The sequence below is a fragment of the Bradyrhizobium sp. BR 10261 genome, from assembly GCF_019455395.1.
Classification (GTDB): Bacteria; Pseudomonadota; Alphaproteobacteria; order Rhizobiales; family Xanthobacteraceae; genus Bradyrhizobium; species Bradyrhizobium manausense.
In genome coordinates, this window is sequence record NZ_JACOFQ010000022.1 from 104,871 (window position 1) to 122,487 (window position 17,617).

Here is a 17,617-nt window from a genome sequence, read left to right on the forward strand (position 1 = left end):
GAGATTCAGTCCTGCGCGGGCGCATCGCCGCGCCAGGCTGCCGCGATCAATTGCTCGATCGGGGGGCGATCAATCGGTCTGGGGTTGGCATAGGGGTTGCGCACCGCCATCTCCGCGGCGCGTGCGATGCCGTCCTCGGGCATTCCGATGTCGGCGAGCGCGCGCGGCAGCGCGAGCTGCCGGGCAAGGTCCAACAGGCCCTGCGGAGCATTGGCGCTGTGCAGTGCCCGCGCGACGCGAGTCATGGCCTCAGGCGCGGCAGCCGCGTTGTAGGCGGCGGCGTGCGGCAGCACGATCGCGTGAGTTTCGGCATGCGGCAGGTTGAACATGCCGCCCAGCACGTGGCAGAGCTTGTGGTGCAGCGACATGCCGACCGCGCCGAGGCAGATGCCGCACAGCCAGGCGCCATAGAGCGCATCGCGACGGGCGCCGGGATCGGCGGGCGCCACCATGATGCGCGGCAGCGCGCGGGCGAGCGCGGCGATGCCATCCTCCGCCATCCGCGAGGTCAGAGGATTGGCGTCTGGCGCATAGAGTGCCTCCACCGCGTGAGCGATTGCGTTCAGGCCGCTCGCGGCGGAGATATGCAGCGGCAGGCTCACGGTGAGATCGACATCGTAGATGACAGTATCAGGCACCAGATCCTGGGATTGCTGCGTGGTCTTGATGCCGTTGCTCGTCTCGCCAAGAATCGGCGTCATCTCGGAGCCGGCATAGGTGGTCGGCATCGCGATATGCGGCAACCCCGTGCGCAGCGAGAGCGCCTTGCCGAGTCCGACCGTCGAGCCGCCGCCGATCGCGACCAGCCCGTCGATGTCGCGGGATTCCACAATCCCAAGCGCTTCGTTGGTGACTTCAACCGGCGTATGCATGCGTGCGCCGGCAAACAGCCCGGCGAGCCTGTTACCGAGGCCCGTGCCGAGCCGCCGCCCGAGGTCGTGCTGCTCGCTTGTGGTTAGCACCAGCGCCCGCTTGATGCCGAGGCGCTCTGCCTCCTCGCCGATTCGCGCCGAGGTGCCGGTACCGAACAGGACGCGATATTGCCGCGAGCAGTAGGCAAACGCACCCTTGCCGGCATCACCGGCCGTCGCAACGGACGCGCCTCCGGCATCGGCCAGCGCGATGCTCATGGCAATCCTCCCAAGCCGGCGAACCGGCGATCTGATGTCGTTGGGAGGAAGTTAGGGTCGGCCTAGCGCGGTGGGCCTGCACGAAACCGAAGAAAATCTGCACAAAACCGGAAAAATAATGCAGGGCCGGATCGGGCCTTCGACAGCCGCGGCCACAATCAGCGAAATCTAGTGGCTGTGTCGGTATCGTCCGGGTGTTATGCCAGTAAAGCGGCGGAACATCCGCGTGAAATGCTCTTGATGGGAGAAGCCGCAAGCCAGCGCGATCTCGGCCAGACTTAAGGTCTCGTCGGCAAGCAGCGCCCTGGCGCGCTCTATGCGCAAATTGAGCACGTATTGATAAGGCGAGACGCCGTTGGTCGCCTTGAAAATCCGCACGAAATACTCGGTGCTGCGACCGCACAGCTCCGCCAGCTGGTCGAGACGGATATCGCTATCGATATTGGCATCGACGAATTCACGAATGCGTGCCATCTGCCTGCCACCGAGCAGGTTCGGATGCTTGCCGGCTTCCGTGCTCGGCTTGTGGAAATTGATCGCCACGAAACGGTTGGCGATCGCTTGCGCGATCGGATCGACGAACAGCGAGGAGGCCGGCAAACCACCGGTGATGGTATCACCGATCGCCGAGGCAAGATGCTCCAGCACAGCGTCCTGATCGCCGAGCATCGGCGCGAGGCCGCCGATCACGCCTGACGACCCGTCAGGGCCGGCGAAAAGGGCGGAACGCAGATAGATATGGGTGGATTCCAGCGGTTCGCGCAGGAGCACGTTGCATGCATGGCCGGCCGGCAGGAAGAAAACCCCACCGCGCGGGATGTGCCGGGCAACCGACTTGCCGTCCATCACATACGTGATGTCGACCGGGCCGCCCCGATGTAACACCATCAGATTGTCTGAAAGTGCGTGGAAGTGCCCCTCAAACGGCCTTTCGCGCTGAACCGAGGCAAATGCGGACGACCAGCCGAGCCCTTCGCTCGAGCCGCGGAATTCGGCCTGGAAGCGGTTCAGGATCCCGTGCGTCTCCTGCACCCCAAAATTCGACGTCGCCTGCATCCGACAGACCAAGGGCTCGAAGCTTCGGTGCCGCGGAGTAAAACCCAATGGCCCTCAATTTTCAATACGATCGCTCCCATCGTTGCTGCAGCGCAATGGCAACACCCGCGGACCAACCTGCCTCGACATCATTGCATCCGGTTCGATATCGACGCTACTTGGTGGAGAGCACCTCGCCTAACCGCTCCCACTGCTTGCCGGTGAAGCGCATGAACTGCAGCTGCTCGACCGGCAGATGGTCACTCTCGCCGGTATTGACCTTGATGCCGGGCAGTAGCATCGGCAATTCCAGGTCCTTGATCGACAGCGCCTGCCGCAGGATGTTCTCGCGACTGAGGTCGTTGCCGGCCGCCTTGAGCACGTGCTCCAGCACCATGCCGTTGTTGTAACTGTTGACGTAGTTGGAATCGCGGATGTCACCGTCAGGCACGTATTTGGCCATGTAGTCGCGCCATCCCTTCACCCCGGGATCGTCCGCCCAGGCCGGATCGAGCGGATCCTTGACATAGGCGCTCGAGATGATGCCGGTGCCGGCGTCGAGCCCGGCGGGCTCCATCACGGAGGACATCCATACCGACACATTGGTCAGGAACGTCATCGGACGCCAGTTGATCTCGTAAGTCTTGCGGATCGCTTGCGCAGCGAATTTCGGCGTCGCGGCGATCACGAGCGCATCCGCGCCGGTCGATTTGAGCTTCACGATCTGGGAGTCGGCCGTCGGCTCGGTCGGCTCGTAGGTCGCCGCCGTGACTGCCGTCTCGTAACGATCACCGAGCACGTCCTTGAGCCCGGCGAGGTAGTCGCGCCCGAAATCGTCGTTCTGCGCCAGCACCGCGAAGGTCGCTTCGGGTTTCTTCTGCAACGCATAGCGCGCATACATGCGGGCCTCGTTCCGGAACGGCGCCATCACGCCCATCAGCCCCAGGGGAAACTGCGTAGGGTCACCGAACTTCGAGGCGCCCGAGGCGACGAACAGCTGGGGTACCTTCTTGCCCTGCAGGTATTTGGCGATCGCCGTGTTATGCGCGGTGCCCATTGTCGAGAAGATGAACGAAACCTGGTCGCTCTCGATCAGCCGGCGCGTCTGCTCCACGGTCTTGGGTGGCACGTAGCTATCGTCGAGCGAGAGCAGGTTGACTTTGCGGCCGTTAATGCCGCCGCGGTCGTTCACCATCTTGAAATATGCGACTTCGCCCTTGCCGAGGATGCCGAAGGCGGACACTGGCCCGCTATAGGGCATGGTCTGTCCGATGCGGATCTCGGTGGCGGTGATGCCGGGCTCGTCTTCCGCTACAGCCGGCGCCGCGAGAGCGGACCAGACCACGTACAGCCCTGCAGCTGCGATAGCGCTTCGCATCGACACCTCCCTGATAGGCCGCGCTGAGAGCGGCTGTTTGTCCGGGGCATAGCTTTCCCCCGATTCTTGCGACGTCTGTCGAATTACTCGGCTGCGAGCGGGCGTCCAACGGAGATCGGCGCGGCCTTCGCGTGCCAGATCGAAGTTCTAACCAATGCTTGCAGCCAAGCGCTTGGCCTCCGTCGTCGCTTGCCGGCGCATCGCCTCGAATTGTTGCCGTTTCGGATCGACGTCTCGATCGGTGGGGAACGACTGAAGTATCTCTCCGAACGATTCTGCGACTTCGTCTTTGAATTCCCCGTGCGGAAGAATGTATGGCTCGTTCCCGACGATTCCTTCGACCACCCGTTCGCCTACGGCGAGAGGATCCATCCCGGCTTCCAACGGCGAACCGCCGGCCGCGAACGGGCCGCCCGCCGATTGAGCAGAACTGGACGTGTTGAGGGCAAGCGTCGTGTCGACGAGATTGCTGCGAACCAGGCCGGGACAAAGGAGCGAAACGCCGATGTTGTGAGGTCCGAGCGCCATTCGCAAGGACTCCGTCAGGCCGCGCACCGCGAATTTGGATGTCGAGTAGATGCCGCCGGGATTTGGAAGCGCGAGGATGCCGGCCATCGAGGAGGTGTTGACGATGTGACCACCTTCTCCATGCGCCCGAATCCGGGGAACGAACGTCGCGACGCCGTTGACGACGCCCCCGACGTTGATGTTCATGACAAAATCCCAATCCGCGAAGCTCGCGTCTTCCATAGCCACCATGCTCGATACGCCTGCATTGTTGCAGAGTATGTGGACCTTGCCGAATACCTTCTCGCTCTCCGTCGCGGCCCGCGCCATTGACTCGCGGTCGGTAACGTCCAGACGGATCAGATGGTAGTTCTTGTTGGAGCGATCGAGGGCGGAAGCCGCCGCATCGAGATGCGATTGACGGACGTCCGCGATAACGACCTTCACCCCATGTTGCAGGAACGCGCGGGCCATTCCGAACCCGATCCCACTCGCGCCTCCCGTGATGAACGCGACCTTGTCTTCGATATCTTTCATTCGATGGTGCTCCTGATTCCTTGCGCACGCCCCTCGACGTCATCGCGCCTTCTCGAGCATGAGCGTCTTTGACAGCGTCCGCGGCCGCCTTCCAGCATTCGCCGCCGATTCAAGCGAGCCTCTTTCCGAGGCTCACACCGCCATCAATCGGAATTTGCGCACCGGTAATGTAGCTGGACGCGGGGGACGCCAGGAAAAGAGCCAATCCCTTCAGGTCGTCAGCGTCTCCAATGCGGCCGATCGGGATCGTGGCTCCTATTGAATTCTGGACCTCGGGTTGCTTTAGCCACCCACCTCCTATGTTCGTGACGATGAACCCGGGCGCGACTGCGTTCACGCGGATTTTGTGTGGGGCCAGTTCGAGAGCAGCGTTGCGCGCCAGATGTGCTGCTCCCGCCTTCGCGGCCATGTAGGCCGCCCCTATCATGCCCTCATTCAAGTAGGCGGCGATCGATGTCGTGACCACGATGCTCCCGCCTCCTCCGCCTCGTTTCATGTGGCGCGCGGCAGCGCGAATGGTGGCAAAGATGCCATTGAGATTAACCTCAATGTTTCTGTTCCACCGCTCGTCCTCGTAGTTTTCGATAGCACCTGCCTCGGACGGGCTGCCGTCCGGGTTGGAAAAGCCAATTCCGGGATCGATGCCCGCGTTGGCAAAAACCACGTCGAGGCGTCCGTATTCTGCTGCGACTTCTGCGAAGACCTGATCGACCGCCTTGCGATCAGTCACATCAAGCTTGTGACCTCGAACGTCCAAACCTCTTGCGAAGAGCCGGTCCACCTGTTTACCCAGAGAGACCGAGTCCATATCAAGGATCGCGACCCGTGCACCGCTATCGGCCAGTGCTTCGACAAAAGCGAGACCGATGCCGCTGGCACCGCCCGTGACAATCGCGCCATAGCCCTCGACAGAGAACCTCTCGAACATCATCAGCGCCTCCCTAATCGAACAGCCTATGCCATCCCCTGGGATGTCTAGCTGTTCGCAAGCCAATGCGAGGTCGCTCGCCAGCATTGGACAATGCCATGCGCGTCTCCCCCAAGAATTCCGCGTCGTTCTTGCGCAGCGTTTATCGAAGAAATTTAGGAGAGGCTGGATACCGCCGCCTGCACAAATCGATCCGGCTTGCAAAAAACTGACACAAACTGCATGTCGCAATGCGACATCATCATCGCAGTGCCATTCCCGCCCTACACCCGCTGCGGCAGGTTCAACTGTTCCGCGAACCGGACGAAGTATTCGAAGCTCGCCGGGTTCGCCATGGAATCCGGGCTCGCCACTCTTTCGGCGGGAGTGCCAAGCAGCAGCTTGCGCACCGGAAGCTCCATCTTCTTGCCGGTCAGGGTGCGTGGGATCTCCTCGACCTGGAAGATCTCGCTCGGCACGTGGCGAGCGGATCCGTAGGTGCGGATCTGGGTGGCGATCCTCGCCTTGAGTTCATTGGTGAGCATGAGCCCCGGCTGCAGCACGACGAAGAGCGGCATGTAGGATTCTCGCCCGAGATACTCGAGATCGACAACCAGACTGTCGCGAATTTCTGCGATGTCCTCGACAACGCGGTAGATCTCCGCGGTTCCGATACGGATGCCAAACCGGTTGATGGTGGTATCGGAGCGACCGTAGATCTGGCTGGTCCCGGCGGCTGAAAAACGGATCCAGTCGCCCTGTCGCCAACGGCCGGGAAACTGCTCGAAGTAGCTCTCCCGGTAGCGTCGGCCGCCCTCATCGTTCCAGAAGAAAACCGGCATCGACGGCATCGGCTTGACGATGACGAGCTCGCCGACCTCGTCGATGACCGATTCACCCGCCTCGTTGAAGGCGAATGCTGCGACGCCGAGTTCACGGCATTGGATTTCTCCGGCATGGACCGGCAGCACAGGACTGCAGCTCACGAAGCCCGAAGCTATGTCGGTACCGCCGCTGATCGACGCAAGCCAAAGATCTGATTTGATCGCGTCGTAGACCCACCGATAGGCCTCGGCCGGCAGCGGCGAGCCGGTCGAGCTGATCGACCGCAGCTTCTCCAGCGCGACGAATTCTTTTGGGCGCAAGCCGTCCTTCATGCAGTTGGTGAGAAACGCGGCGCCGCAGCCGAAATGCGTGACGCCGTACGCATCCAGCAGCTTCCAGATCGCCCGATTGTCCGGCCAGGCCGGATTGCCGTCGTACAGTACGATCGAGGCACCCGTCAGCAGCGCGCCGGCCTGCAGGTTCCACACGATCCATCCAGTGCTTGCCAGGAACATCAGGCGTTCGCCGGGACGCAGGTCGTGCTGGAGCGACATGGTTTTGAGATGGGTAACGACGATACCGCCGTGGCCGTGTACGATTCCCTTCGGCAAGCCCGTCGTTCCCGAGGAATAGACGATCCAGAGCGGGTGCGAGAACGGCACTCGATCGAATTGCAATTCGGCGTCGCCGCTGAGGGCATCGCCCCAGCTCATCACGTTGCGCCATCGGATCGGCCGCTCCGCCGCGAGCGGGCCGGGGACATGGATGATGTGACCGACGCTCGGAAGCCCCTCGCGCAAATCCTCGACGATAGGCGCGCGATCGTGGGTCTTGCCGTTATAGGTGTAGCTGTCGGCCGCAAACAGAACTTTCGGTTCGATCTGGCCGAAACGATCGAGCACCATGGTTCGCCCCATCTCGGGGGAGCAGCTGGACCAGATGGCGCCAATGCTGGCGCACGCCAGAAGCGCAACGACCGTCTCCGGACGATTGGGCAGGTAGGACGCGACGCGGTCACCCCGCTTGATGCCGAGACGACGCAGTGTTGCCGCCAGCGCAGCCGTCTGTTTTCGCAGAGCTTCCCAGCTAACCTCCCGGGCCTCGCCCGTTTCACTGAGCACAACGAGCGCAGGCGATTCGGGCCGAGCAGCGCGGAAGATGTGCTCGGCATAGTTCAGGCGGGTATTCGGAAACCAATCGGCGCCGGGCATCGCGTCCGATTGCAGCACGGGGGTCGGGTCGCCGTCTGCCCGCACGTCGAAATAGTCCCAGATCGATCCCCAGAAGGTGTTCAGGTCGCTCGTCGACCAGCGCCAGAGGTCCTCGTAGTCCTCGAACTCGCGACCCTGGCGCTCATCAAGCCAACTCATGTAATCCCACAAGCGAGACCCGACGATCTTGTCCTCGGACGGGGTCCACAGCAGCTCCAAAGTCGCAGTTGCTTTCATCACTTCGATCTCTTTCAGCGGGAGCTTTAGAAGCCAAAAATTGGATCACGAGGGTTCTTCAGGTCTGCCTGCGGCGCCGCTCCGGTGAGCTATCGCCGCTCTACACGAATATGCCAGACTTGCCGGGCGCAATGACGCCGTTCGGATCGAGAGCCCGTTTCAAGGTTTGATTGAACTTCTTTTGTGCCGGTCCATAAATATCGGCAACTTTGTTCATGAAGGCAGTGTTCGTCCGGTAGACCGCGTACCCGGCCTCTGCATTGACCCTCAGCAGTTTGTCATAACAAAGATAGGCGCGCTGCATCTCCTCGCCGTCGGTCCGGTCGAAGGCAATCTCGCAGACATGCTCCATATGCCGTCCCCCGACAAGAAAACCGGCCAGGTAATCGAATCCGAACTCGGCCAGCGTTGTCTTGACCAGGCCAACCTGCTTCTTGAAATCTTCCGCGCGGGCCGGCGCCAACGGCGAGAACCAGACGGACCCGCCGCCGCCACGGTAATTGTAGAGGCCGAATTCAACCAGATCCGGTCGGCCCGTCATGGCGCCTTGCCAATGCCGGAAGAACGGATTTGGTCCGACCTGATCTTCGGTGAGGATGATCGCACCGGTTGGTTCGAAAGCCTCTTTCACGATCTTGAAATTGACGGCGATCTGCTCCTGGGTGCCATAGAGCGTCGCAATGGCATTCCAGATGGGGGCGCCGGCCTTGCGTGCAATCTCCGCGATTACTTCGTCCGGAATCGCGCCTGGACCGTTGTAAAGGGCCTTCCGAGGCGCCTCACACGCGACGCCATAGAGCACATGGCCCAACAGCGAATTCTCAAGGACGTTGTTCAGGCGCAGATTGCGCAATACCTCGATGCCCTTCGCCGCGCCCTCGATTTCGTTCCAAACGGCCGTGAATGTCATCGAGGCGGGCGGCTTGCGCATGAGCCACAGCCCCATCTTGGTGACGATGCCTAAATTGGATTGAGAGAACAGGCCGTCGACCCACGGGCCATAACCCCAGCGATAGGCTTGCCAGGCCGTGCCGCTTTTGACGCCGCCCATGGCGGTCCTGACGAGATCGCCGTTCGGCAAGACGACTTCGAGGCCGCAGAAATGCGCCATATGCTCGCCGTAGCGATTATAGCCTACTCCCCGGTCGAGCGTATTTCCCACCGGTCCGGCGATCGGCCCGGATGACGGAAAGCTGAGCCAGAGGGGCAGATTCCGTTCCTCGATATAGTTGCGCAATTGCTCGTATGTAACGCCCGGCTCGACCAAGGCGGTACACATCTCAGCGTCTACTTCGATAATCTTGTTCATACGCCGCAGATCGATGACGATCTGCCCAGCAGTAGCTGGCGCGGCCGACCCATATCCAAAATTGCGCCCTGTTGAGATAGGCCACAACGGATTTTGTACTGATTGGCGAGGCCGACGACCTTTTGGACGTGATCAACAGTTAGAGGAATGATCACCGCCGAAGGCTGGTGAAGTTTTTCGTCCTCCGGGATCATGATCTTCGTATAAGGAACGAGACGATCGAGGTCGACAATCACATTGTCCACGCCAACGACGGCGCGGAACGCCTCTATGGCCTTCGTGAATTCAGCCTTCGTCAGGCCTTCAGGCAGAATGATATTGTCGTCCATGGCAACGCTCTTTTAGATTTTGCTGACAATAGAGACGAGGTCGATGTCGAAGGGAGACTGATTGCGACTACTCCGCAGCATGCTTGCTGGAAAAGCCGTATCGCTCCCAGCCATGATGCTGGATAGGACGTAACCCAACCGGTAGGGCCATTCTGACCCGTCGCTCACCGTTGGAGACAGCGCGACAGAGGAGTTACCGAGGCAGATTTCATCAACCGTGCAGTTGCCGACTCTGGACCCCGGACTTGAGGCGAAGACATTGCCGATCCCACCACGCGATCCGGTTATAAACCGATGAGCTGTCGTGCTGTGGTTGCCATGCGAGACGATTTTGGCTCCAATCTCGCGCAAGCCCTCGTTCACTAGAACAGCATCCTGAGCGGACAGAAGCGCCAATATCGTCTTTCCTCGCGCATTTTCGAGATCAACCATCACTTCGGGGAAGGTTGAGCCGAAGATGGCTTGCTCGGGTGCGAACAAGGGCAACGAGGCGCTCGCATTTCGCAAGCCGGCCACGACACCTTCGGTGAAAGATGTCGAGACGGGTAAGCCAGCGATGCGACGGCTGATCAACAAGCGGATTGAGAACGTCGGCTCCCTGCCCTCGAAAGAAGAGGCCAGGGAGCGGATTGGATGGCAAACCGCGCCGGCTGTCGCCGCGAGAGACGCGCTTAGAAGGGACCGCCGTGACATCTTCATCGCTTCACCTCGGCCGGTTTAGCCGGAGGGGGGCTGTCTTTCAGCCATTTTGCGAGTGCCATCAGCTCTTGATTTGAAAAGTCGGTTGGGCGAAAGGCCGGCATTTGCCGCAGTCCTTTGGTGACGACGCTTACGATTATATCTTCGCTAAGCTGACGCCCTTGGATAACGGGTCCTACCCGCGTATCGTGGCAGTAGCCGCAAACCGATCCGTACATTTGCTCGGGCGATTTCCACTGACCCGCGGACTGTGCGGCAGCCCCCGTGGCGGCGCTCACAGTCGCCAATGCGGCGACGGTAGCCAGCACATGTCCGCTGGCGCGAGCTAGACGCAAGTGTGCCCCAAGCAAACCCATCATGTGAGACGACTGATCGAAAAGAAGCACCCATCACCTCCTGCGGACCGGAATCCGCTGATCAATTCTGCTTGTGATATCCAGGACGGCTGACGCTGTGGCTTGACCAAGAGATGCGACGGCACAGCCGTTAAGGGGGCACTACGTCGTTCGTGCCGCCACGTTTTCCGAGATCCACCTTTCCAGGAAAGCGGATCGCTGTTAGTCCTCGTGGGCCTCGATCATGACGAAATCGGAGGTGCTGGCTTCGTCGCGAATCTTGGCCGCAGCCCGATACTCGGGTGAGTCGTAGCAGGCCTTGGCTATTGCGTAGCTTTCGAACTCGATGACGACGTGGCGACGCCCTTGAAGTGCGTCGCCGTGCACTTCGCATGCACCGTTTCGGACAAGGAACCGCGCCCCGTACTTCTTCAATGGTCCGGCGTTGGCCGCGATGTAGTCCTTGTAGCGCTCCGGGTTCGTGACGTTGATGTGACCGACCCAATATCCCTTCTTCGCCATCTCACACTCCTCTTGCGCTAACGGTCTGCTGACAAACCTGACCACCTCACTCGCACCTTCCAGCCGCTGCTTCGCCATGAGTGCGGCGGCGCGAAAAATTGAAATTATCTTGGTCGTGACCCCACATGTTCCGAGATCCACCTTTCCAGAAAGGCAGCAATGTCATCGCTGTTCCTTTCTTGCATCATCAGGTGGCCGTTGCCGCGCAGGCCATGGTCTTCGAGCCGCAGATGGACGGCCCGCACGCCTGCCTGAACGAGATAATCAACGGTGCCGTGGTCGTGCATGGACCAGGCCGACGCTTCCGATGTCACGACAGCAACCGGCATCGATGCGAGGTTGGGAAGACGCCGGGCCGGCTCTTTCTGAACGAAGCAGTCCGCCAGCCCCGCCTTCGGCGCCTTGCGGATTTCGCGCCGCAGTTCAGTTGGGCCTTCGACGGGCGGATCGAACGTCATCGGGATCGCAGTGAGTCCATAGGAGAGGTCGCCCAGCCCCATCGGCAATTGCGCGAAAGGCGGCCCCATTGGCTCGACCGCGACAATGCCTTTCACCAGGTGCGGTCGACTATCTGCCACGAGCCAGCCGAAGGGCGCTCCCATGGAATGGGTGAGCAGGATCGCTGGACCGATACGATCCAGCAATTCGGCTCCGGCTCGCTGCATCAGCTGTTGCGTCTGTGCCAACAACACAAGGAACGGACCTTGGGTCGCGATGAATTGGTCCAGGGCTGGATCACCGACGACGCCGGAGCCGGGCCACTGATTGTGCTTTTGCGCGTTCGGCCAGCTGTTCGGCTGCTTGCCGGGCGCGCTAAACAGCGTCATGGCAAATTCGTATGTCAACGGAGGCGTCATGGGACCCAGAGCCTCCGGATGCAGGGGTGAGCGACCGTGCCCCGGGCGGTCGACGACGTAGACCGCGTACCCCTGTTTCAGAAAGTAAGTGGCCCATCCAGGCCGTCCATCGGCAGTACCGAGAAAATCCGTTCCCTGCCCCCCACCTCCATGCACCATGACGATGGGATACGGATGCCGGATGTGCTCCGGGATCTGATATTGTACGAACATCTGGCCCGCAGCGATGGTGCCATTCGGTGTCTGCTGGCGGACCAAACCGGTCCAAAAGAATCCCTGATCTGCCAGCACCAACGGAGCAGGTTTTGCTTTAGTTTGGGTCACGTCCCCTCCGACTTTCTTCAGAGATCCAGAAAACCGGTCGGCAGCCCGAGATTGCTGCGACCAATGTACTTCGCGAAGGTCATGTATTGAGATGACATGTGTCCTCGATACATCTGGGCGTCGCCAAAGTATCGAAGCATCCTTGAGCCCTTCCGCGCCGCGGTCGATCCGGCGGTCTGGAACAAGAGTTCGATGGCTTCACACGCAAGACGTGCGCCGGTCTGCAGCATTCCCCACAGTCGCAGGTTTTCTTCCGCGGAGGCTTGCAAACCCGTCTTCGCCCACCGCTGGCAGTACTCCATGTGCTTGCGCAAGCCCTGGAGCAGCACGCCTTCGGCTGCATCGGTCAACGCTATGGCGCGGCCATAATTGACCTGGAAATCAGTCTCGAAGGCGCGCTTGATGAACGGTGGAACAAACGTGTTTTGCGAGAACAGGATATCGCGATATTCATCGATCGCCGCGCGCGCGGCACCGATGATAGGAGATGTCAGGGACGCGTGATAAGGACCCATGAGAACGCCGAGATACATCGGGTTGCCATGCAATCGCGTTCCGGGTGTACCATCGGAGAGATCCTGCTTCACACCCAGCGCGTCGAAGAACGCGGTCATGTGCTCGGGCACGAAGACATTGTCCAGCTTGACGCTGTTCGAGCCGGAGCCGCGCATGCCCAAGGTACGGTCTCCGCCCCAATCGCCCAGAATTGTGTATTGCCCCCGCGGCACAACGAAGTGGAGCATTCGTGGTGGGAACGACGTTTGAAGCAACGTTGCGCCCAGGAAGTGCGTGCTGTGCGGTATTCCCGACGAATATGGCCACACACCATTGATGATATAGCCGCCCTCGACCGGCAGGCATGTGCCCCCCGGCGCAGCCCGGTGCGGTGACGCGAAATGTCCGGATGAACCGAAGATTTCGATCTGTGCAGCTTCCGACCAGTGCGAGGCTATGACCGGCGCATGAGAAGCGGCCAACGTCAAGCACCACCCTGCGGACGGATGACCGCGCGATATCTCCACCATGACGCGAAAAAATGTTTCGTAATCGAACTCGTAGCCACCAAACATTTTGGGCTGCAAGATCCGATAGAATCCAGCATCGATGAACTTCTGCTGGATTTCGTCCGAATAATGCCCCCGCTCATCGGTTTCATCTTGCGATTCCCGCAGCAGCGTTCTCATTGAGGCGGCGCGGTCGACCAGATCCTGCGGAGTGAGGTGAGGTTCCGGTGCCGGCAGGCTCTTTCGCATGGCCTGAACGTTCATTTATATCTCCTGATATTTCTGTTGAGCGCGTTGCAGCCAACCGGCGACAGGGATTTATGCCGGCGAACTCACAATCATTCTTTTCTGGCGCTCGAGCACCCGCGGCGCAGTTTCGTCCAGCATCAGGCAAAGCAAGCCTGCACAGATACAAAGCGTAGCGGCGATCCACATCGAGCTGGACGGACCGAACACGTCGGAAGCGATCCCGGCGAGGGCCGGGCCCGCGAAGCCGCCCGCGAGCTCGCCAACCCCCATGATGAAGCCAAGCGCAGTAGCAACATGGGTCGGCGGGATTGTCTCGGACGGCACAGTCGCCATGAACAACGAGAAGCCGCCAATGGCGAGATAGCCGACGCCCATGAACAACACCATCAAAGGCAAAGGTCCGTCGAACATTACGGTTGTCACCGGGGCGATCACGCCAACGAAGCCTGACAAGACCAGAATCGGACGGCGGCCAAATCGATCAGAAAGCGCCGGTACGAGGATCGAAGACGCGGCCGTAGCGATGCCGGTCGCGGCCACGGCAACGCTCATCGCACTGGGCGACAGACCGCGGACCTGCACCAGGTAGATCGGAAGGAACGTTATCTGAATCAGGAGCCAAGACACCATCAGGCAGCTCACGATCGCGCAAACCCAGATGTTGCGATGTTTCAGCATCGTCGAAAGCGGTATCGTGTTGCGCGCAGAGGCAGCCGAAATCGGAGCGGCACTCGACGAAGGTTCACGGATAAATGCGACAATCAGGGCCGCGACCACGAAGCCAGGCACCGCCGCAATGTAGAAAGCACTTCTCCAGCCGTAGATCTGCCCAATCGCGACGAGCACCAGAGGAGCGGCAAAATTACTTAGGAGCGCGCTGAAGAAATTCTGCAGAACGCCCATGTTGAAGCCGCGACGGTGCTCCGACGATTCCGCGGCCATGATCGATTGCGCGATCGGGAGGACAGGTCCTTCCGCAAATCCCATAACGAGGCGCGCGGCAAGCAACGTCAGAAACGAATTGGCGAGACCGGATCCTACCGAGCAGAACGAGAAGATCACGATCGCGCAGACCAGGAGCGTTTTACGATTTTGAAAATAGTCCGAAAGAGTGCCGACGGCATAGCCGGCGATTGCCCAGGTCAGCGCCAGGCCAGCCGCGAGGGCACCCAGCTGGGTGTTGTTCAGATGGAGCTCAGGCACCAGAAATGGAGATAGAAAATTCAGCGCCAGACGGTCGAAAAATACGAAGCCGAACGCGGCTCCCATCAAGACGACAACGAGATTTTCATAACTAAAGATGCGATTCTTGCTCATTGAGCCCTCCCTAGTGTTTCCCGTTTTTTGGTTGTTTGCGACCGCGTTCTATGCGCATTGCGCCGGCGCGGCTTCTGATAATTCTTGAGGCGCCAGCCCATTGCGCCGGCTCTCATATAGCCGCCGCATTTTCGCGAACTCGACGACCTGCTCGGCCACGAATGCAAGCTGTTGCGCTATGATCGGATCACTGCACGCACCATCTGCGGAAAATGGCCTCTGCGTGGTGTTGATCACCGCTGAAAATGGCGTCGGCCAACCGCGCAGCGCGTGGACAATGGTCCGCAGAGTCCCAAGCGTCGCTCCCATGGCCTGGGCTCCGCCCGCGCATACGATGGCGCCGACAGCGCGTCCGGCAAGATAGCTGCGCGCGTCGGTGCGGAGATCCTCGGTGTAGTCTATTGCGTTCTTGACCAGGCCGGAGATCGAGCCGTGATAGCTTGGGGTGGCAATGATGACGCCGTCTGCGGCGCGCAGCGCTTCGACCAACGACGTCGCATGCTCCGTCCGTTCAATGGCGTCGTAGTGCGGGAGATTCAACGATTGCCCGGCGAAGATCTGCGTTTTCGCACCGAGCCGCGCGGCTTCCGTCAAAGCCAGGCGGAGCGCCCTCTCCGAGGTTGATCCGTCGCGCAACGTGCCGCCGATCCCGACGACGAGCGGAGACCAGTCCTTCATCGCAGCGGCCCACTTTCCTGCGCAGCATGACCACCCGAGGTCCAGGGCGCCTCAAGCGAATGCCGGCCAATTCGGATATGCGAGCACCCTCGCCCGGCATCGAACAATGCCATGCGCGTCTCTCCCTACCATCGGCGCCGTTGATTGCGACTGGCGCCTCTTCGTAGTGTGAAAGTAGGACATGCCGGGTGGCTAAGCCTGCACAAACCGGACCGGTTTGCAGGAAACTGACACAAACTGCCCGCTTCGTTGACCGGAAACGAGCCAGCGTTCAGATCGGAAAGGCAGATCGTGCAGTTTTCTTAATTCATTGCCCGTCGATAAGCGCCTGGCGACAAGCCGGTCATCCGACGGAATGTGTTCGTGAAATGCTGCTGGTGCGCAAACCCGCAAAGCCTCGCGACTTCCGCGAGGCCAATGTTGGGATCCGTCAGCAGCAGTTTCGCACGATGAATTCGCACCCCCACAACGTAGCGGTGAGGAGACACGCCCAGCGAAGACTTGAACACCCGTATGAAATACTCGGGACTTACGCCGCAGATCGCAGCCAAATCGTCCAGCTTGATGCAATCTGCGATGTTAGCTTCGACAAAATCACGAATCGAGCGGACGCTACGTGTACTCAGTCCGCGTTCCACGGCACACGGCGCTTTCCGCTGCCGTGCATTGAGCACGACAAGGCGATTGGCTATTGCATGCGAAATCGAATCGGCCAGGAGGGAACACGAGGTATTACCCTCACGCACCATTTCTTCCACCACTGCCAGGAGATTGCTGGTTAGCGGCTCCGGCTCACCCAACAAAGGCAAGAGGCCAAAATCGGAGTTCTGCGCTTTACCTTCAGAACCAGAAAACAGTTCAGGACGCAGGTACACATGGATCGAATTCAACGGCGTATTTAGCGTCACCTCACAGTCGCGGCGCGGCGGTAGGAAAAAGATCCCCTTCTCCTGCAAGTGCCTGGATACAACACGCCCATCGATCCGATAGGTCACATCGACTGGTCCACTCGCTGCAGTCACCAGCAGGGCGTTGGCATTGGCTTCGAAGCGGCCCCTGAACGGCTCTTCCCGCTGAACCGATGCGAACATGGTCGACCAGCCGAGCCCCGCACTCGACGCCTGGCCTTTCACGGCGGACTGTCGCAGCACCGAATGGACCTCGCTTCCGTCGAAAGGCCGCACGGTGTGCTCATTTTGCGCTGCGGCTGGCGATGGTGGATCGGAGCGTTTCTGCATTGGCCCTGGCTGCTTGTCAGTTGACGCTGCGACGGTACCGACCGGGCGTTTGGCCCGTCAGCCTGCGGAAGGCACGCGTCAAGTGTTCCTGATGGGAGAAGCCACAGCGCAGTGCTATCTCAGCGAGACCTAGCCGGTCTTGCTCGATCAATCGCTTGGCCCGTTCGACACGTGCCGCGATGACATATTGGTATGGTGATTTGCCGGTCGTTGCTGCAAAAGCTCGAACGAAAGACTTTGTACCGATGCCGCACGCGCTGGCCATCGCAGCAAGGGTAATCTCGCCCTCAAGATTGGCCTCTATGAAATCCTGGAGGCGCCTAAGCTCGTAGTCCGGCAGCCCAGCGGTCTGAACCTGCCACGGTTCGCTACTCCTGCTGATCGCGGAGACCCTGTCCGCGAGCGCTCGCGCTATCGGCTCGATGAAGAGATCCGAATTCGAGACATTCTCGCAAAGCGCCTGCTCAACCGCCTGCGCCAGATGCTGTATAACCACATCCCGTTCCACCAGCAGCGGCGTAACATTGTGGACAGGAATTAAGTTTGCGCGCAGATAAATGTGGAGAGTATCCAGCGTCCCCTGCAGTCCCACCTCGCACGCATGCCCTGCCGGCAAAAAAAAGATGCTTCCTTTTGGAATGCAACGCGACGTGACGTGCCCGCCGGATGCAAAGGTCGTCTGCACGGGGCCGCTGCGGTGCAACACAATGAGGTCGTCAGCGATCGCTTCGAACCGCCCCTCGAAGGGATTCTCCGTTTGGATCGACGCGTAGATCGAAGACCATCCATGCCCCTCACTCGTTGCACGGATGTCCGCACCAAACCGCTGCAGAACGCCGTGGGTATCGGAGCCTCTAAATTCGCGCTTGGCTTCCATCTCGTGCTCCGCGTGTAGTCTGACGGGGCCCGCTGCAGCGCAATATGCGCCTCGTGGTGATGAAGAATAATTCCTTATAACAACAATGCTCTTAGCACGCTATGTCTTCGTT

At 60.2% G+C, this 17,617-nt stretch carries 17 protein-coding genes; all 17 read right to left on the reverse strand.

The genetic code is table 11. From position 1 onward, the window contains the following. Nucleotides 1-5: 5 nt before the first annotated feature. Nucleotides 6-1,130: a maleylacetate reductase gene (locus HYH07_RS24455; RefSeq protein ID WP_220004899.1), complete on the reverse strand. Its 1,125-nt coding sequence runs from the start codon at nucleotides 1,128-1,130 to the stop codon at nucleotides 6-8. 168 nt (nucleotides 1,131-1,298) lie between these two features. Continuing rightward, nucleotides 1,299-2,186, reverse strand: a complete 888-nt coding sequence (locus tag HYH07_RS24460) for a helix-turn-helix domain-containing protein (RefSeq protein WP_220004900.1) — start codon at nucleotides 2,184-2,186, stop codon at nucleotides 1,299-1,301. A 154-nt stretch (nucleotides 2,187-2,340) separates the two neighbouring features. Then, the gene (locus HYH07_RS24465; RefSeq protein ID WP_220004901.1) at nucleotides 2,341-3,543 is read right to left on the reverse strand and encodes an ABC transporter substrate-binding protein; all 1,203 of its coding nucleotides are present in this window, start codon (nucleotides 3,541-3,543) and stop codon (nucleotides 2,341-2,343) included. 147 nt (nucleotides 3,544-3,690) lie between these two features. After that, the gene (locus HYH07_RS24470) at nucleotides 3,691-4,587 is read right to left on the reverse strand and encodes an SDR family oxidoreductase (RefSeq protein ID WP_220004902.1); all 897 of its coding nucleotides are present in this window, start codon (nucleotides 4,585-4,587) and stop codon (nucleotides 3,691-3,693) included. A 109-nt stretch (nucleotides 4,588-4,696) separates the two neighbouring features. Further along, entirely contained in the window at nucleotides 4,697-5,518 is an 822-nt protein-coding gene (locus tag HYH07_RS24475; protein WP_220004903.1) for an SDR family NAD(P)-dependent oxidoreductase, read from the reverse strand. Between the two features lie 260 nt (nucleotides 5,519-5,778). Then, on the reverse strand, nucleotides 5,779-7,767 hold the full coding sequence (locus HYH07_RS24480; protein WP_220004904.1) for an acetoacetate--CoA ligase: 1,989 nt from the start codon (nucleotides 7,765-7,767) through the stop codon (nucleotides 5,779-5,781). A gap of 100 nt (nucleotides 7,768-7,867) precedes the next feature. Then, complete coding sequence (locus HYH07_RS24485; protein WP_220004905.1) at nucleotides 7,868-9,163, reverse strand: FAD-binding oxidoreductase; 1,296 nt, start codon at nucleotides 9,161-9,163, stop codon at nucleotides 7,868-7,870. Then, complete coding sequence (locus tag HYH07_RS24490) at nucleotides 9,073-9,405, reverse strand: hypothetical protein (RefSeq protein WP_220004906.1); 333 nt, start codon at nucleotides 9,403-9,405, stop codon at nucleotides 9,073-9,075. Before HYH07_RS24490 ends, HYH07_RS24485 begins: the two co-directional genes overlap by 91 nt. A gap of 12 nt (nucleotides 9,406-9,417) precedes the next feature. Beyond that, a complete protein-coding gene (locus HYH07_RS24495) occupies nucleotides 9,418-10,104 on the reverse strand; it encodes a hypothetical protein (RefSeq protein WP_220004907.1) in 687 nt (228 codons plus the stop codon). Next, on the reverse strand, nucleotides 10,101-10,463 hold the full coding sequence (locus HYH07_RS36835) for a c-type cytochrome (protein WP_409363909.1): 363 nt from the start codon (nucleotides 10,461-10,463) through the stop codon (nucleotides 10,101-10,103). The genes HYH07_RS24495 and HYH07_RS36835 overlap by 4 nt, the downstream gene beginning before the upstream one ends. Before the next feature lie 198 nt (nucleotides 10,464-10,661). Continuing rightward, entirely contained in the window at nucleotides 10,662-10,961 is a 300-nt protein-coding gene (locus HYH07_RS24505) for a DUF1330 domain-containing protein (RefSeq protein ID WP_220004909.1), read from the reverse strand. 104 nt (nucleotides 10,962-11,065) lie between these two features. After that, on the reverse strand, nucleotides 11,066-12,142 hold the full coding sequence (locus tag HYH07_RS24510; protein WP_220004910.1) for an alpha/beta hydrolase: 1,077 nt from the start codon (nucleotides 12,140-12,142) through the stop codon (nucleotides 11,066-11,068). Nucleotides 12,143-12,159: 17 nt separating this feature from the next. Next, nucleotides 12,160-13,410: an acyl-CoA dehydrogenase family protein gene (locus HYH07_RS24515; RefSeq protein WP_220004911.1), complete on the reverse strand. Its 1,251-nt coding sequence runs from the start codon at nucleotides 13,408-13,410 to the stop codon at nucleotides 12,160-12,162. 54 nt (nucleotides 13,411-13,464) lie between these two features. Beyond that, complete coding sequence (locus HYH07_RS24520) at nucleotides 13,465-14,712, reverse strand: MFS transporter (RefSeq protein WP_220004912.1); 1,248 nt, start codon at nucleotides 14,710-14,712, stop codon at nucleotides 13,465-13,467. Nucleotides 14,713-14,760: 48 nt separating this feature from the next. Then, nucleotides 14,761-15,390 (reverse strand): NADPH-dependent FMN reductase, encoded by a 630-nt coding sequence (locus tag HYH07_RS24525; protein WP_220004913.1) that lies wholly within the window; start codon nucleotides 15,388-15,390, stop codon nucleotides 14,761-14,763. A gap of 302 nt (nucleotides 15,391-15,692) precedes the next feature. Next, nucleotides 15,693-16,628, reverse strand: coding sequence for a helix-turn-helix transcriptional regulator (locus tag HYH07_RS24530; RefSeq protein WP_220004914.1), 936 nt, complete (start codon nucleotides 16,626-16,628; stop codon nucleotides 15,693-15,695). 16 nt (nucleotides 16,629-16,644) lie between these two features. After that, complete coding sequence (locus HYH07_RS24535) at nucleotides 16,645-17,505, reverse strand: helix-turn-helix domain-containing protein (protein WP_220004915.1); 861 nt, start codon at nucleotides 17,503-17,505, stop codon at nucleotides 16,645-16,647. Nucleotides 17,506-17,617 lie beyond the last annotated feature (112 nt).

What these genes read in the sequence shown, in the direction of transcription:
- HYH07_RS24455 (WP_220004899.1), bottom strand. Translation starts at nt 1,130, where the DNA reads ATGAGCATCGCGCTGGCCGATGCCGGAGGCGCGTCCGTTGCGACGGCC.
- HYH07_RS24460 (WP_220004900.1), bottom strand. Translation starts at nt 2,186, where the DNA reads ATGCAGGCGACGTCGAATTTTGGGGTGCAGGAGACGCACGGGATCCTG.
- HYH07_RS24465 (WP_220004901.1), bottom strand. Translation starts at nt 3,543, where the DNA reads ATGCGAAGCGCTATCGCAGCTGCAGGGCTGTACGTGGTCTGGTCCGCT.
- HYH07_RS24470 (WP_220004902.1), bottom strand. Translation starts at nt 4,587, where the DNA reads ATGAAAGATATCGAAGACAAGGTCGCGTTCATCACGGGAGGCGCGAGT.
- HYH07_RS24475 (WP_220004903.1), bottom strand. Translation starts at nt 5,518, where the DNA reads ATGATGTTCGAGAGGTTCTCTGTCGAGGGCTATGGCGCGATTGTCACG.
- HYH07_RS24480 (WP_220004904.1), bottom strand. Translation starts at nt 7,767, where the DNA reads ATGAAAGCAACTGCGACTTTGGAGCTGCTGTGGACCCCGTCCGAGGAC.
- HYH07_RS24490 (WP_220004906.1), bottom strand. Translation starts at nt 9,405, where the DNA reads ATGGACGACAATATCATTCTGCCTGAAGGCCTGACGAAGGCTGAATTC.
- HYH07_RS24495 (WP_220004907.1), bottom strand. Translation starts at nt 10,104, where the DNA reads ATGAAGATGTCACGGCGGTCCCTTCTAAGCGCGTCTCTCGCGGCGACA.
- HYH07_RS36835 (WP_409363909.1), bottom strand. Translation starts at nt 10,463, where the DNA reads ATGATGGGTTTGCTTGGGGCACACTTGCGTCTAGCTCGCGCCAGCGGA.
- HYH07_RS24505 (WP_220004909.1), bottom strand. Translation starts at nt 10,961, where the DNA reads ATGGCGAAGAAGGGATATTGGGTCGGTCACATCAACGTCACGAACCCG.
- HYH07_RS24515 (WP_220004911.1), bottom strand. Translation starts at nt 13,410, where the DNA reads ATGAACGTTCAGGCCATGCGAAAGAGCCTGCCGGCACCGGAACCTCAC.
- HYH07_RS24520 (WP_220004912.1), bottom strand. Translation starts at nt 14,712, where the DNA reads ATGAGCAAGAATCGCATCTTTAGTTATGAAAATCTCGTTGTCGTCTTG.
- HYH07_RS24525 (WP_220004913.1), bottom strand. Translation starts at nt 15,390, where the DNA reads ATGAAGGACTGGTCTCCGCTCGTCGTCGGGATCGGCGGCACGTTGCGC.
- HYH07_RS24530 (WP_220004914.1), bottom strand. Translation starts at nt 16,628, where the DNA reads ATGCAGAAACGCTCCGATCCACCATCGCCAGCCGCAGCGCAAAATGAG.
- HYH07_RS24535 (WP_220004915.1), bottom strand. Translation starts at nt 17,505, where the DNA reads ATGGAAGCCAAGCGCGAATTTAGAGGCTCCGATACCCACGGCGTTCTG.